This window comes from Acinetobacter sp. ANC_7634, from assembly GCF_056779875.1.
Genome location: NZ_JBWYIT010000010.1, coordinates 45910 through 62581, shown reverse-complemented (window position 1 = coordinate 62581; position 16672 = coordinate 45910). Strand labels below are relative to the sequence as shown.

The window sequence follows — 16672 nt, the reverse complement described above, 5'->3', positions numbered from 1 at the left end:
AGTATTTCCTTAATTTTCCCCAAAGAGGTCGCGTGAATAAACTTTAGCTTTTGCCGAGCCTAATTCTTCGTGCATACGATTTGCTAAAATTACATCAGATTTTTTTATAAACTCAGATAGTTCATCTATAACACTATAATTTTCAAAGTGTGTACAATTCAATGTCGGTTCATAAACAATAATCTTAATACCGTAATCCTCTAATTCACGTATTATATCCTGAATAGCTGAATCACGAAAATTATCGGAACCCGCTTTCATAGTGAGCCTGTATATGCCAACTACGTCAGGGCGCTTTTTCAAAATTTCTTTAACAATAAATTGTTTACGTGTTTGATTTGAGTGAATTATCGCCTGAATTAAGTTCTGTGGCACACCTTTATAATTTGCCAAAAGCTGCTTGGTATCTTTTGGCAAACAATAGCCACCATAACCAAATGATGGGTTGTTATAATGTTGCCCAATACGTGGGTCTAAACCTACACCACGTATAATATCAAAACTATCTAAATCGTTTTTCGCACAATAAGTATCAAGCTCATTAAAATAAGCCACACGCATTGCTAAATATGTATTAGAGAACAATTTAACTGCTTCTGCTTCCGTCGAATCCATACAACGTGTTGGAGCATTTTTTTCGATGGTTGCATCTAAATAAAGCTGAGCAATCGCTGCACCACGCTCAGACTTTTCACCCACAATAATTCTAGATGGATATAAATTGTCGTAAAGTGCTTTGCCTTCACGTAAGAACTCTGGAACAAATACAATTTGATTAGTTCTAAATTTTTCCTTTAACTGTGCCGTATATCCCACTGGTATTGTCGATTTGATAATAATCGTTGCTGTAGTATTGATCGGTAAAATCTGAGCAATAACATTTTCAATCGAGGATGTATCGAAATAATTTGTTTCCGCATCATAATTTGTCGGCGTTGCAACAATAATGTAATCGGCATCTTTATATGCTTGCTCAGCATTTAAGGTTGCAGTTAAATTCAACTTTTGTTCACTTAACGCTTGTTCAATATAGTCATCTGCTATGGGTGACTTTTTTTGATTAATTAAATCAATACGTGCAGAATTAATATCCAAACTAATGACGTGATGCTGCTTCGCAAAAAGAACAGCATTTGACAATCCTACATAGCCTGTTCCAACGACCGTAATATTCATTTTTTGATCTCCCATAATGTTCCCATCATTTCTCCAAACGCTCCTGAAAAATTTAGGCTTCTCCCTGCCCCAGGAGTGAATGTTATTTCGCCGAAATAAATTTTGTTTTCGGTGATATACCAATCCAAACGAACATAATCATAGTCAGGACACAGTTTTGTATTTAATTTAACAATTTCAGCAATACAATCCTTTTCTCTTTCAGTTAATACAAGTTTAAATCCGAACGGTGAGTGAAAAATATGATCTAAGTCATTTACATCAAAAAAAACAGTTTCAAAACCCTGTTCAGATCGGTCAGATATAATTTGCAAAATTTGTCGATATGATCCATTTTCCGAAAAAAATCGATGGAATTTGTAATCAGTTAACCCTTCTTTTTTTCGAGTTATTTTTTTTTCTACAAGAATTTTAGGTTTTATAAAGCTGTAATGTACTTCATCTCCTATTTTTCCATAATTAACTTGTAGCCAACATTGAGCTTCGTTAATTATATTTAGCTTTGTGAAGTGATCAGGTTCACTGTCAATAATTTTTACCATACCCGCACCATGGTTTGGCTTTATAACAACCTGCTCCCAATTTTTCATAGTTTGTAAATCACAGGCATTTTCATATACAGCAAGTAGTGGGATTAAAAAATCGCTACCAACAGTATCTTCTATATACTGCCTAACCTCATATTTATCTGCAAAGAAGCTAAATTTATTATCTTTTTCATAAATAATTCTATGAAGAATTTTTTCATTAAAATTTTTAGGCTCGTCAATATTGGGCCAAACTTTAAAAATACGAAAATAATTAACTGCAATTCGTATTTTTTTGGGTAAATGATTGAGAATTAGTCGATAAATTTTCTTAATCATTTTTGATTTCCGTTCTTAAATTTTAATAACGTTGAATAAAGGATATTTAAATGTGTTTTCAACATGAGACCTTTTCTAAAAAAATAATTCGCTATTGTTAAAGAAATAAATTCAACAATTACAAAACAAATTGCCGCGCCCAAAACACCATATTGAAAAATTAAAAAATATGACATTAATACACTTAAAGTAGCCATAATAGACATTTTTATAGCTAAATATTTATAAGCATTAAATACAATCATATAACGATAGCTAATTGTACCCAATGCTGATAATGCAGTACCAATAACGATATAAGGAAGTAAATCTGAAGATGCACTATATTCAACCCCATATAACCATGCTACAACCCACTCACCTAACCACAATACACCTGAGAGTGCACAACCTGAAATTAGAAGAACAATGATATGTAATTGCTTTAAAATCTTTTGTTGAACTTCAAATTGCTTTTCTTCATAAACTTTGGAAAAAAAACTTGTAATTAAAGCTAAGTTTACAAAGCCCCAAGCTCCACCCAAAGTCATAGCAACGTTATAAATGGCTAATTCTGAAAAGGAAACAAACTTCGCCAAAAATATATTTGAAATTTGTGTATAAAACACAATAGATAATGTTGAAAAAACTAGACTACTACCCGTTAAAAATAAATATTTATTATATTTTTTCGTAAGTGTGACATAAATTTTCTTGTTTTTCTGATAGTAATAAATTTTTCTTAGTAAATATGGAATCAACGCAATGATAATAATTGGATAGACCATGGTGTAAGGTTCTGCTTCAAAAAGCACCAAAAAAAACCTTAAAACTAAAGCCACAGCCAAACCAATGGTGTTTGAAATGGCATTTACATAGGAAATTAACTGACTATTATTATAAATCGTATAAAAATCACTCACTATAAAATAGCTTGCTATAAAATTACCTAGTCCAAATATAAAGGTGAGCGGATCTGTATACAGCCATAAATATACCAGAGCGATCGCAGAAACTAACACACAAAAAAATTGTCGCATTTTTTGAGTGGATATAGCTAGCTTTAATCCAGATTGAGCATTTTGGCTAAATCTTTTAAATAGAATATTTTGAGCACCAAACCATGCCAAGGTCTGTACAAATAAAAAAATAGAAGTGGTAAAAGCTAATTTACCAAAATTTTCAGGCCCTATATATTTCGCCATCAATGCATTCACAAAAATTAAACCAAAAATGGAAATCACTTTTTCAAGCATCATCCATAGGGAATTAGAAAATATCTTTTTAGAAAAAACTTGCATTTCAGACTTCTAATCCTATTAATGGCTTATTTCATCTACTTATATAATTAGTAAGAGTTCACTTACAGATTTCCACACATTATAGTAAAAACCATCTTTGTTGTCTTTGTTTTTTGACAAAACCCATGTTTTAGTGTTGTTTTTTAACATTATGAATGTACAAATCCATCTACATAAGTTCGTAATATCCTCATAAATTGAGCTTTACTTTCATCCCTCATGATTTCATTAAATTCATTATAAACATTCGATATTTCAGCATGTTTATAAAATTTCTCAAAACACTTTAAAATCCGCTCATGCCCTGTTTTTTCAACACCGTCCTGATCAATCAACAACTCTTCATACAGTTTTTCACCTGGACGAAGCCCTGTAAACTGAATCTCGATATCCCCTATCCCATTTTCATCAATCGGACGGAAACCACTAAGACGAATCATTTGTCGAGCTAGGTCAACAATCTTTACTGATTCACCCATATCTAATAAAAATATATCTCCGCCCATCCCCATTGCACCTGCTTGAATCACGAGCTGTGCAGCTTCAGGAATAGTCATAAAGTAACGTGTTACTTCAGGATGGGTCACCGTCACAGGTCCACCTTGTGCAATTTGCTTCTTAAAGAGCGGCACCACCGAACCCGATGAACCGAGTACATTACCAAAACGTACGATACTAATCTGCGTTTTAGGATTGGTTGATGCTAAGCCTTGACAATAGAGTTCTGCCATTCGCTTGGAAGCACCCATGACATTGGTTGGACGCACGGCTTTATCGGTTGAAATCAGTACAAAAGTTTCTACACCTTGTGCTACAGCGGCATCGACGCTGCGCTGGGTACCAATCGATGTGTTATAAATCCCTTCAAAAGGATTGGCTTCTACCAAAGGTACATGCTTATAAGCGGCTGCGTGATAGACCGTTTGAACACTATATTGCTGCAAAATACGTTCCAATTTTACTTGATTTGTCACAGAGCCTAAAACTGGAACAACCTGCACACCTGAAGTTTGTAATTCACGATCAATCGAATACAGCGCAAATTCAGACATCTCAAATAACACGAGCATTTTAGGCTCATGTTTGACGATCTGACGGCACAGTTCAGAACCAATCGACCCCCCTGCCCCAGTCACCATCACGACTTTACCTTTAATATTCTTCTCTAGTAATTCAGGCTTCGGTGGTACAGGATCACGACCGAGTAAATCAATAATATCCACTTCACGGATATCAGACACTTTAACTTTGCCATCGACTAGTTGAGTGACTCCTGGCAATTCCATGATTTTGACATCAGTGGCTTCAAAAGATTCAATAATTTCCTTTTTACGGGCACGCCCCACCGATGGCATGGCCAGTAACACTTCTTCAATGCCAAATTTACCGAGTTTCTTCTGTGCTTTTTTCGGTGAATAAATCTTTAAGCCACTTAAAGACTGACCCTTCAGTGATTTTTTATCATCAATAAAACACACAGGTAGATAATCATCAGAACGGTTTAAAGCGGCCGCAATCTGCTGTCCTGCTAAACCTGCACCATAAATCGCCACACGTTTACGGGTTTGTTTTTTGGCAAAAGTTTTAAGGGTCGCGTAACGAATCACCGCGCGACTCCACCACATGTAGGAAAACAGCATAAAGCCATACATGAGTGGAATACTCATTGGGATAAAGGCCACATCTAATTTTTTAATGGCATACAACGCCACAATTTGAATAAATGTCCCAATCGAAATACGCAGTAAATAATCTTCGTTAAATGACCGTACAATCGCACGGTAGATCCCGAGCAAGGCGAAAATCAGTACACCTGCGATCGCCACATAGATATACCAAGCCTCAAGCCCTTGCATCACAGTCACATTTGGACGTGCCAAACGAATGGCATAAGCCAGCCACATCATCAGTGGCAACATGCACATGTCCACGGTCACCAAAACCACTTGTTTTTGGCGACGCGGTAAAGATGCAATGGAACGAATAAAATCTTTCATTGAGGCTCAGTGATATTAGCTGAAAAAGCACGGCATTATTATACGCTGTTTTAGGCTTGAATCTTGGCAATCACGCTTTGAATCGCATCTACAGTTTTTTGCAGACTTTGTTCAGACAATGTTGGATGCACCAAGAACATCAGACTGTTTTCACCTAAGGCTTTTGCATTGGCTAAACGTGTTTCTGGACGCCACGGTGTCTCATCAAAGGCTTTTTCTAAATACACTTCTGAACATGAGCCACTAAAACATGGCACCGCTTGCGCACTGATTTCCGCCATGATGCGATCACGTGACCAGCCTTCAGGCAAAGCATCAACATTGACTTGCACATAGCATTTATAACTTGCATGTACATAATCTGATGATGGCTTAGGCACTGTAAAATAAGGATTATTTTCAAATACGGCTTGGATACGTGCCATATTGGTATTGCGTTTTGTTGTCCATTCCTGCATTTCTTTCAGTTGCAAACGACCAATCACCGCTTGCATTTCCATCATGCGCCAGTTGGTGCCAAATGAGTCGTGTAACCAACGGAAACCCAGTGGATGTTGTTTGTTATAGACGCTATCAAAGTTTTTGCCGTGATCTTTGTACGACCACATTGCTTTCCAAAGACTTTCATCATTGGTGGTGACCATACCGCCTTCACCACCAGTGGTCATAATCTTGTCTTGGCAGAACGACCATGCGCCAATATGACCGATTGAACCTGCGGATTTACCCTTATACATCGCACCATGCGCTTGGGCGCAGTCTTCAATTACAAAGATGCCTTTTTCCTCAGCGAGTTGCATGATAGGATCCATATCACACATCCAACCCGCCAAATGTACACAAATAATGGCCTTGGTATTCGGTGTAAGCACCGCTTCAATGGTACGGCGTGAAATGTTTTGTGAATCGAGTTCCACATCAGCAAAAATTGGATTGGCACCTGCAGTGACAATCGAACTTGCAGACGCTAAAAAGGTACGTGAAGTGACAATCACATCATCCCCTGCACCGATGCCGAGGGCTTTGAGGGCTAAATCCAGTGCCACGGTGCCATTCGCTACCGCAACGGCATGTTGGGTTCCAACAAACTGTGCAAATTCCTTTTCAAATTCACGGCATTCCTGCCCTGTCCAATAATTGACTTTATTAGACAAAAGAACTTTTGACACCGCATCGGCTTCTGCTTGGGTAAAGCTTGGCCAAGGCTCAAATGCACTGTTTAACATGGAATTTTCCTAAAACTTATTGCTGTGAAGTCGTGACAATCCGCGCAGGATTACCGACCACTGTTGCGCCCGCAGGGACACTTTTGGTGACTACGGCACCCATGCCAACAATCGCACCTTTGCCAATCACTAAAGGCTGATCGGGCGTGCCCTGCTTAATCATGGCACCTGCGCCAATATAGGCATGGTCATGAATATGAATATTGCCGTTGCATTTTACGCTTGGTGCAAAGGTAACGAAATCCCCAATCACACAATCATGCTCAACATAGCTATATAAATTGGCGTGGAAGCATTTACCGATTTTAATATTGGAGGTGATGGTGACAAATGGGCTTAAGGCTGAACCTTCCTCGATGTGCACTTCATCCATCAAAATGACGTTATCGGCAGAGATTGACCAAAGCTGAATACCGTCCGCTTCTAAACGATGGGCTATCTTTTCTCGTACACGACTATTGGCAATCGCAATTTGCACGTATTTTGTCGATGCTGATTCATTTAAAAAGGCTGAATAATTCATAGCACGATGACCATTCACCGAACTGATTTCTGTCAAAGCATCATCAATAAACACGATTTCAGCATCTTTTTGTTCACGTGACAGTTGTTGACGAGCAATGGGCATCAGACTGCGCCCACAACCTGAAGCGCCATAAATCGCATAAAGTGTTGTCATTATTGTTATTCCAGTGTGCCGGTAAATTTGGTCATGGTTGCCTCGCCTTCAGCGCTAATATCATCCTTGGCAATCACTTTTTTTATGGTTTTCAGCATGATTTTAAAATCGAGCCACAAGGACTGATTTTCAACATACCATGTATCAAGTTCGAATTTCTTTTCCCATGAAATGGCATTACGTCCATTTACCTGTGCATAACCGGTGATGCCCGGACGCACGTTATGGCGTTTGGCTTGTTGCTCATTATATAAAGGCAGATATTCCATCAGCAGTGGACGTGGACCGACAATGCTCATATCACCTTTAATCACATTCCACAATTCAGGCATTTCATCCAAACTTGTTGCACGAAGCATTTTACCAAATGGGATGAGACGCTCACTGTCGGGTAATGGGTTGCCCTCAGCATCCAGTGCATCTTTCATGGTACGGAACTTAATCATTTCAAAAGGCTTGCCATGCAAACCCGGACGTACCTGACGAAACAGTACAGGCGAACCCAAATTCTTTTTCACCTTATGTGCCACGATCAAATACACAGGCGACAGCAGAATTAAAGCGGTCGATGCAATCGTGATATCAATAATACGTTTTAACATTGAATTCCTCTGCCCCTTAGTCAAGATCTGTCCAACGTCTATTTACAGATTGACCTGCATTATTCATGTGAATCACTTTGGCATAATTTCCCACAGCCGTGGCATTTTCAGGAATATCTTTAGTCACCACACTGCCTGCGCCAATCGTTGAATTATCACCAATTGTGATTGATTCCACGATACAGACATGAGGTCCAATATAAACATTATTACCAATTTTGGCCGCTCGACGACCACCATTAGCACCAATCGTTGTGAATTGAGATAAATTGACGTTATGCCCAAGCTCTGCTGTGGGATTAATGACTAAAGGTCCACCATGCCCAATATATAAGCCATAGCCAATTTTGGTCGTGGTATGAATATCGATCCCATATTGCTTTCTTTTATAATAATAAATGGGATAAGCAAGTTTTGCTAAAAACATTTTTGAACTGGCAATCCGTAACCAAAATGAAAAATTAAAGCCGCGATTAAATAGGTAGTTTTTAACAAACAATTTAAAACTGACTTTTCCCGTATAACGATATAAATCGCTTTTGATGTATTTAATCAACATGCGCCAGACTCTAAATTGATATCGATGATTCCCATTTCACGGAGCATGTGGGCATTCACTTGATGCACATCATATTTATTCAGGGCAATTTCACGTGAACGTTGACCCATGAGCTCAATGAGTTTTGGATCTTCAATAAAATATTGCATGCTCTGCACCAAATCATCGACTGATTTCACCCCGACCAAATAGCCGTTGATACCATGCGCTACCGTTTCACGGCAACCTGGCGCATCGGTGGTAATGATCGCTCGCCCCATCGCCATCGCCTCCAAAACCGTACGTGGCGTACCTTCACGATACGATGGCAACACATAGACAGAGCTTTCCGCAATCGCAGGACGTACATCGCTGAGTTTACCCCAATATTTTAAGCGTCCATCGGCAATCCATTCATCGAGTTCAGTTTGCAAAATGGCTGAGGGATTATCATCAATCCAACCGACCAAATGAAACTCTGCTTCGGGATATTGTGCTTTGATGATCCGTGCCGATTCGGCATATTCACGGACACCTTTATCCCCTAAAAGGCGTGCAATTAATAAAAATGACGTCTTCACTTGTCCTTGCGCATTTTTCGGTAAGGGCATCACGTCAAAATCTTGTACATTCACCCCTGACCCATTCACCACCACATTAGGCTTGTTGGCATCGAGCAACTGCATGTCTTGAAACAGCTTTAAATCATCCGGATTTTGGAAAAAGACTTTATCGCTATGTTTTAAAGCTTGGGCATACAAACAATGCACCATTTTTTGGAACAGACTGCGCTTACCTGATTCGATATTTTGAAAGGCGTAACCGAGACCGGTAATTAAAGCAAAACGATGTGGCACTTTGGCAAGCCATGATGCGAGTGTGCCGTAAATCACCGGTTTAATGGTATAGGACAGCACATAATCGGGCTGAATATGACGAATCTGCTGATACAGGTTTTTAAGCAGTTTTAAATCTGCAAGTGGATTGGTGCCAGTACGTTGCATGGGAATTTCATGCAAATGATAGCCAAGTGCTTGCAGTTTTTGCTGCTCTTCAGGAAAGTCTGCAAACTCAGGTGCCATGATGTGAATTTCATAGCCTTGGGCAGAAATCGCTTCCAATAATTTGCCACGAAAATTTAGTACCGATGGCAAAAAACTACTGATCATTAAAAATTTCATGCCTGTTGGCTCCACACCTGCATATATTGACGGCTGACGGTTGCAATACTGAAATTCTGCTCAACACGTTCACGCGTTGCTTGTTTTAAGGCTTGTTTTTCTGCCTCTGTTTTTTGCACATATTTTAAAATTGCATTTGCCAAAGCTTGCGCATTGCGTGGTGGAACGATACTGCCTAAATCCTGCACCATGTATTTGGCATCGCCAACATCGGTACTGATACACGGCAAACCTGATGCCATGGCTTCAACCAATACGTTCGGAAAACCTTCGGTAATTGAGGTCATCAGAAAGGCGTCAATCGATTGATAAAAAGCAGGCATATCTGAGATTTGATCGAGTAGATGTACTTTTTGAGCATCTAACTGATACAGCTCAAACAAAGCTTTGACTTCGGGGTTTTCTAAGCTTGCACCTGAACCTGCAATTTTAAAGATGATGTTTTCATTTTTCAGCAAGCCCATGGTTTCAAACAAGTATGGATAACCTTTGGCGTTGTGATAACGCCCTGCAAACCCAATTACAGTGGGTTTATTCACTTGTGGATTAGGTTGAAATTTATCAAGAAATACGCCATTGGCAATCACATGCTGATTCGCATTTTGAAAGCCAAAATCGCCATGTTGTTGTTTGGATGAATGTGCACAGTAAATAATTGCCGTTGGTTGTTTCGATAAAACCTTACTTAAAATAAGTGCAATTTTGGTGCTGATCGACTCATCTTTGGGCGATGCAAGCGAGTGATGAATGCCCCACACCACATTAGGTTTTTGAGCTAAACCAATCACACTGAGACTGGTGAGCACATTGGCATGATACATCCAACATTGCACCGTTTTTGGTTGTAACTGTTTAAGTAAACTACGCAATTTTTGAATCGTACTCAGTGTATTTAAACCATTCCACTGCAGCGCATAATGTGCTTGGCAACGATCTAAAGTTCTTTGATATACCGCTGAAGTTTTCATCAAACTAATGATCACATGCTGATACTGATCTTCAGTATATTGAATCAGACGTGCCAACATCATCTCAGCACCACCAACCCCTGCAAAGTTGGTAATCACATGCACCATTAACGGTTTAGTCATGCTTTCGACTCCAACAAATCGTGATACTGACGCACGACAGTATCTTTATGGAATTGCAAACAATGTTGTTTAAAGGCTTCCGCATCAAATGTCACATAATCATGATAAATCGCTTGATGCATGGCGTCGCTTAAGGCTTTTTGATCGTCACATGGTACTAAAAGTCCAAACTGACCCTCTGCCAAAATTTCACGTGGACCACTTGGGCAATCGGTACTGACCACTTTGACTTTGGATGCCAAGGCTTGAATCAACACACCCGGCAAACCTTCCCAGTTCGAACTTAAAACAAACAGCGAAGCATATTTAAAATAAGCATACGGATTTGGATCAAAGCCCGGCAAATCCACCACATCTGTTAAATCCAGATCGCTAATTAAGGCTTCAAATTCGCTACGTAACTCGCCTTCACCCAAAATAATGAGACGGATTTCAGGATGAATCTGATGCAATTCATGAAAACTACGAATCAATAAACCAAAATTCTTAGCTTCAGTTAAACGCCCCACCGCCAACACCACTTGATGATCTTGGCTAAAGAAACGATGCTGTACCGGCGCTTTAAGTTTTTGCAAATAACGACTATCAATCACAGGGTTATAAATAGTGCTGAGGTTATTCTCAGAATAATGGTAGTAATGCTTAAAATCCTCTAATACACCATTGGATACACAAACCACTTGATCAGCACTGCAATATGTCCAATTCACCAAACGATTAAAAACAAACTTTTTCAGCCCTGTCAGCTTCATATTTTTCGATGGCGTCGAGACTTCACGCAAAATGAGTTTGCTTTGACTTTTCGCCAAACGTTTTGCAATGGCACAGACAATATTACTGTGGCTTTGTGTGGCAATCACTACATCATAAGGCACAGCTTTTAACAGTTGTTTTAATGGCGTGATTGCTCGAAAAACACGACCGCAATTTAAGTCGATGAGCTGAATTTTAGAGTCGACTTCAGGCAATAATTTGGCTTTTTCACCCGTTAAATCACAGACCACCACATCTACATTACGACCTTGCTGTACCAAGTTATTTGCCAGTTGGATTACGGTACGTTCGGCACCGCCACCACCTAAAGTTGGCAAGAAAAACATGACTTTATTCAGCATAGAACAACCTAAAATGTGGGGAGAATGAGTTAAGAAGATTTTTGCTGTTGCAATTGCATGGCACGTTCAACGCGCTGTTGATAATCCTTGATGCCAACCAAGTCGCTATCACTGGCACAGGTACTTTGAATTTTGGTTTGATAATCGGCAAAATTTGAGACTATTTTGGCAGGTACGCCAATCGCAACACTGTTATCCGGAATATCTTTAGTCACCACCGAACCTGCACCAATCACCACATTCGAGCCAATATTCACACCCGGCATAATAATGCTATTCACACCAATAAACACATACGAACCAACCTGAATTGGCGCAAAGCGTTGATAGCGTTTACCTTGTGCATCTTTGACCAAGCAGGTACTGCCATCATGGGTAATAAACTTCACACCTGAAGTGACGGTGACATGATCACCTAATGATATTAAAAACGGTTCTGAGCCCCAATTTTTAATATAAATTCGGCAGTTTTCACCAATCTTCACCCCCTTTTTACGTGCATATGCCACACTGCCTTTAGCCATAAAATAAGCCAAATCAAACAACTGTCGAAAAGCAGAAACAATAAATGCCATATACATGACCTATGTCAGGTTTCAAAAGAAGGAAAAATGACTGAATATTTTACGCTGAAAATTTACTTTAGGATATGAATGCCAAAGTCAGCATGATGACCTGGTTTATAGGTCTTTAATTTTTTTCACGGGACTGCCGACATACACCCCCGCATCATCCAGTGGTTTGGACACCAAACTACACGCGCCAACCACGCTGTTGCTTGTAACGGTAACCCCATCTAAAACCGTCACGCGTGCACCTAGCCAAATGTTTTCACCAAGGCTTACACCGAGTTTGGTAATCGCATCTTTCACTAAAACCTCAGGCTCACCAAACTTATGGTTACTGGCAATAATAATACTTTGCGTGCCAATACGGGTGTTGTCACCAATGGTCACACCACCACAACCATTGACATACGACTTAGAGTTGATGCTGACATCTTTACCAATCACCACCTTGCCACCAAAGCATTTGATATAACAGTTTTCACCAATAAAACTGTTGTCAGCAATCTCTAACACTGCACCATGTTCAACAATTAAGCTGACATGATCACCAATATAAACATTATTGCCGATCTTCACTTGTCCACTAATATCCACGGTACAGCCTTTGCCGAAATAGCGAAACTTGGTGCCAAAAGCCACGTTATAAAATTGCTGACGACATTGTGCAGTGAACCAATTCATCAGTTTTAACAGTTTAAAAAACATCAGCTTTTGTTTCTCCACACCACATATAAAATGGCAAAGTTATAGAGGATGAGTGCTACTGGCACTGCCAACAGCATATAAATTTTATTCTCAAATAAAACATATAAGCCTGCAAATAATGCAAACTTAATGATCAATTCCACGATTTGCAATTTAAATAACACTTGGCTGTTGCGCTTAGCAATCAAAAAAGCAGAGCTCGGTGGATTACAGAAAATCGCCCAATAGCCCAAGGCTAAAACTTGAAAATAGGTTGAAATGCCGACCCACTCTCTGCCAAAAATCCATAAATAAACAGATTCAGGCAGAACAAAAAATACAGCAAACAAAGGTAGTGAAACGAGACTGAGCAATACACTCGCCTTGAGAGCACTTTGATTGGATTCTGTGCTTTTAAATTTGCGAATAAAGAACTGACGCAAGGTTTGCGAAATCAGATTGATCGGTACACGAAGCGTACGCTCGACAATGGCATAAAACCCCATCGCCTGCACACCGATAAAATGCGACACCACATAGTACGGTAAATTATGCGAAAAACTATTCAATAAAGCATGTGGCGTATTGGCATAAATGAAATCTTTATAATTTTTAAATGCCTGCCAACTGATTTGATACAGTTGATGTTTCAATAAATAAATTAACACCGCTACAATCATGATGATCGAGCTGACGTTATAACTGCTCACCAAACTGATGTGCATCACAAGCGGTAAAGACAATTGCACTGCCACCACAATCGCACTTCTAAAAATATTTAAACCAGCACAGAAATATTCTTTGTGTGCGGCAAATTGATAGTTATATAGACTTTGAATCAGAGTATTGGCAAGCACACCTGTGGCAACAGCCCCTGCCATTTCAACGCTTAAAATAATACTGATGACAATACCACTGATCACAGCAATGCCTGTTGAGAATACTATCCCTTCAAAAATCAGGCTTTTTTTATCCTGTTCCTCAGCGACCAATAAAGCTTGATCCAGACGTAAATTCGCCACCGTGGATAAAACACTAACAATCGCTAAAGCAATGCCGTATGCACCAAAGTCCGCAACAGAATATAGGCGCGTTAAAACAGGAAGTGCGATAAATGTCATTATCGCACCTGCCAATAAACTTAAGGTGATCAGCCCAATCGACTGATACTTTGCGAATAGTTTCGCAATCATCTGCTCAAGATCATTTTAAGTTATTGACGTACCAACGCATCGCCAGTTGAATGCCTTCGGCAATTTTAAATTCAGGTGCATAGCCCAAATATTGCTGAATTTTGGCAATACTCGCTTGTGAATGACGGACATCACCAGCACGGAAATCACGGTACACCGGATCACGTTCAAAATGCACATCATTTTCCGCAAGTGCTAATTGAATCGCACGGTACAAGTCATTGAGCGTAGTACGATCACCCACAGCCACGTTATAGACCTGATTTTTCGCCTCATCAGATGCAGTTGCTGCCAAAATATTGGCTTGTACTGTATTGTCGATAAAACAGAAATCACGACTGGTTTCACCATCGCCATTGATGAAGACATCTTCACCATCAATCATCGATGCCGTCCATTTTGGAATCACTGCCGCATAAGCACCGTTTGGATCTTGGCGTTTACCAAACACGTTGAAGTAACGTAAACCAATGGCTTTAAAGCCGTAGCTCCGAGCAAATACATCGGCATACAGCTCATTCACATATTTAGTCACCGCATAAGGTGACAATGGATTGCCAATATTTTCTTCGACTTTTGGCAATGCAGGATGATCGCCATAGGTTGAGCTACTTGCCGCATAAGTAAAGCTTGCAACAGCGGCATCACGTGCCGCAGTCAGCATATTGAGGAAACCACTGATATTGGTTTCATTGGTGGTGATCGGGTCTGCAATTGAACGTGGTACTGAACCCAGAGCCGCTTGATGCAAAACATAATCCACACCGGCACAGGCTTTTTGACAATCGGCAAATTGACGGATGTCACCTTCAATAAAGCTGAATTTCGCCCACTGCTCTGTGGTCACAGATGCTTGTACTTCATCTAAATTATACTGATGACCTGTAGCAAAGTTATCTAAACCCACCACAGTTTGATCAAGCTTGAGTAAAGTTTCTAAAAGGTTTGAGCCGATAAAACCTGCAACGCCTGTCACCAGCCATGTTTTTGGCTGTACTTTCAGTTGCTCACATACCTGTTGATATTGATTCATAAAAAATATGTCCTCTTACAAACGCAAATCAGATTCGGCTTGAGATAACACATATTTCAAGTCATACAATACATGTTCAGATTTACCCAAAGCACGGATAGCATCTGCACCCATCGCTTTAAACTGATCATGTGCCACCGCTAAAATCACGGCATCATATTTGCCATTTTCTAAAGTCGAAATTGGCTGAATGCCATATTCATGCTTAGCTTCTTGAGCATCAATCCATGGGTCATAGACATCGGCATCAATATGATATTCTTTGAGTTCATTCACGATATCAATGATGCGGGTATTGCGAATATCGGGGCAGTTTTCTTTAAAGCTGAGACCCAAAATCAGGACTTTGGCATCTTCCACCTGAATGCGTTTTTTTAGCATGGCTTTCACAAGCTGAGTCACCACATACGCACCCATGCCATCATTGAGACGACGACCTGCCAAAATAATTTCAGGATGATAGCCAATCGCTTGGGCTTTATGGGTTAAATAGTACGGATCCACACCGATACAGTGACCACCCACTAGACCCGGACGGAAAGGTAAGAAATTCCATTTCGTGCCAGCCGCTTGCAGCACCGCTTCGGTATCAATGCCCATTTTATTAAAGATCACTGCAAGCTCATTGATCAGCGCGATGTTCACGTCACGTTGGGTGTTTTCAATCACTTTAGCTGCTTCAGCGACTTTGATACTCGCTGCTTTATGGGTACCAGCTTCAATAATCAAGTTATAAACTTCATCGACAAAGTCAGCGACTTCTGGCGTTGAACCTGAAGTGATTTTTAAAATATTGGTGACACGGTGCAATTTATCACCTGGGTTAATACGCTCAGGACTATAACCTGCAAAGAAGTCTTGGTTAAATTTAAGACCTGATGCTTTTTCTAGTTCAGGAATACAGATTTCTTCTGTCGCACCTGGGTATACCGTAGATTCATAGACCACCACATCGCCTTTTTTCAGAACTTGCCCAATACTTTGCGATGCTTTAACAAGTGGGATAAGATCTGGCTGTTTATATTCATCAATTGGTGTTGGCACTGTGACAATATATAAATTACAGTCTTTTAGATCTTCTAAATTCGCACTATAAATCAACTGCGTAGACTGCGCTAACTCTTCTGATGAAACCTCTAATGTATGGTCATGCCCCTTACGCAACTCATCAATGCGTTTTTGATGGATATCAAAGCCCACGACAGGAACTTTTTTACCAAACTCAACAGCGAGCGGTAAACCGACGTAACCCAATCCGATAATGGCAATTTTTAGATTATAGAGATCATACATCTCTGAAGCCTTATATATGCTCTAAAATGGATATTCTACATCATTAATAGTTTGATAAAAATTACTCTTATTAAACTCCTTTAAGTCAGAGAAGTTATACTTTCTGCATTTAAAACATAAAGATAGCTTGGTTAAGATATATTTATTGT

General features: G+C 39.7%; 16 protein-coding genes. All 16 read right to left on the bottom strand.

Annotated features, from left to right (window positions below; translation table 11 throughout):
- Window positions 1-9 precede the first annotated feature (9 nt).
- The gene (locus tag AC1M9A_RS10980; RefSeq protein ID WP_481610206.1) at window positions 10-1176 is read right to left on the bottom strand and encodes a nucleotide sugar dehydrogenase; all 1167 of its coding nucleotides are present in this window, start codon (window positions 1174-1176) and stop codon (window positions 10-12) included.
- Complete coding sequence (locus tag AC1M9A_RS10975) at window positions 1173-2042, bottom strand: ATP-grasp fold amidoligase family protein (protein WP_481610205.1); 870 nt, start codon at window positions 2040-2042, stop codon at window positions 1173-1175. The genes AC1M9A_RS10980 and AC1M9A_RS10975 overlap by 4 nt, the downstream gene beginning before the upstream one ends.
- The gene (locus AC1M9A_RS10970) at window positions 2039-3322 is read right to left on the bottom strand and encodes an oligosaccharide flippase family protein (RefSeq protein WP_481610204.1); all 1284 of its coding nucleotides are present in this window, start codon (window positions 3320-3322) and stop codon (window positions 2039-2041) included. Before AC1M9A_RS10970 ends, AC1M9A_RS10975 begins: the two co-directional genes overlap by 4 nt.
- A 149-nt stretch (window positions 3323-3471) precedes the next feature.
- Window positions 3472-5319 (bottom strand): polysaccharide biosynthesis protein, encoded by a 1848-nt coding sequence (locus AC1M9A_RS10965; RefSeq protein WP_481610203.1) that lies wholly within the window; start codon window positions 5317-5319, stop codon window positions 3472-3474.
- Window positions 5320-5369: 50 nt separating this feature from the next.
- Window positions 5370-6545 (bottom strand): DegT/DnrJ/EryC1/StrS family aminotransferase, encoded by a 1176-nt coding sequence (locus AC1M9A_RS10960; protein WP_481610202.1) that lies wholly within the window; start codon window positions 6543-6545, stop codon window positions 5370-5372.
- A gap of 16 nt (window positions 6546-6561) precedes the next feature.
- Window positions 6562-7224: an acetyltransferase gene (locus tag AC1M9A_RS10955; protein ID WP_481610201.1), complete on the bottom strand. Its 663-nt coding sequence runs from the start codon at window positions 7222-7224 to the stop codon at window positions 6562-6564.
- A 5-nt stretch (window positions 7225-7229) separates the two neighbouring features.
- Window positions 7230-7826, bottom strand: coding sequence for a sugar transferase (locus AC1M9A_RS10950; protein WP_481610200.1), 597 nt, complete (start codon window positions 7824-7826; stop codon window positions 7230-7232).
- A 16-nt stretch (window positions 7827-7842) separates the two neighbouring features.
- Window positions 7843-8385, bottom strand: coding sequence for a serine O-acetyltransferase (locus AC1M9A_RS10945; RefSeq protein ID WP_481610199.1), 543 nt, complete (start codon window positions 8383-8385; stop codon window positions 7843-7845).
- Entirely contained in the window at window positions 8379-9545 is a 1167-nt protein-coding gene (locus tag AC1M9A_RS10940) for a glycosyltransferase family 4 protein (RefSeq protein WP_481610198.1), read from the bottom strand. Before AC1M9A_RS10940 ends, AC1M9A_RS10945 begins: the two co-directional genes overlap by 7 nt.
- Entirely contained in the window at window positions 9542-10636 is a 1095-nt protein-coding gene (locus AC1M9A_RS10935) for a glycosyltransferase (protein WP_481610197.1), read from the bottom strand. Before AC1M9A_RS10935 ends, AC1M9A_RS10940 begins: the two co-directional genes overlap by 4 nt.
- Window positions 10633-11751, bottom strand: a complete 1119-nt coding sequence (locus tag AC1M9A_RS10930; RefSeq protein WP_481610196.1) for a glycosyltransferase — start codon at window positions 11749-11751, stop codon at window positions 10633-10635. The genes AC1M9A_RS10935 and AC1M9A_RS10930 overlap by 4 nt, the downstream gene beginning before the upstream one ends.
- 29 nt (window positions 11752-11780) lie before the next feature.
- Window positions 11781-12326, bottom strand: a complete 546-nt coding sequence (locus AC1M9A_RS10925; protein WP_481610195.1) for an acyltransferase — start codon at window positions 12324-12326, stop codon at window positions 11781-11783.
- Between the two features lie 105 nt (window positions 12327-12431).
- Entirely contained in the window at window positions 12432-13025 is a 594-nt protein-coding gene (locus tag AC1M9A_RS10920; RefSeq protein ID WP_481610194.1) for an acyltransferase, read from the bottom strand.
- Window positions 13025-14197 carry a lipopolysaccharide biosynthesis protein gene (locus AC1M9A_RS10915; RefSeq protein WP_481610193.1) on the bottom strand — a complete coding sequence of 391 codons (1173 nt, stop codon included), beginning with the start codon at window positions 14195-14197 and terminating at the stop codon, window positions 13025-13027. Before AC1M9A_RS10915 ends, AC1M9A_RS10920 begins: the two co-directional genes overlap by 1 nt.
- A 10-nt stretch (window positions 14198-14207) precedes the next feature.
- On the bottom strand, window positions 14208-15230 hold the full coding sequence (locus AC1M9A_RS10910; protein WP_481596465.1) for an NAD-dependent epimerase/dehydratase family protein: 1023 nt from the start codon (window positions 15228-15230) through the stop codon (window positions 14208-14210).
- A 15-nt stretch (window positions 15231-15245) separates the two neighbouring features.
- Entirely contained in the window at window positions 15246-16523 is a 1278-nt protein-coding gene (tviB, locus tag AC1M9A_RS10905; RefSeq protein ID WP_481590663.1) for a Vi polysaccharide biosynthesis UDP-N-acetylglucosamine C-6 dehydrogenase TviB, read from the bottom strand.
- Window positions 16524-16672 lie beyond the last annotated feature (149 nt).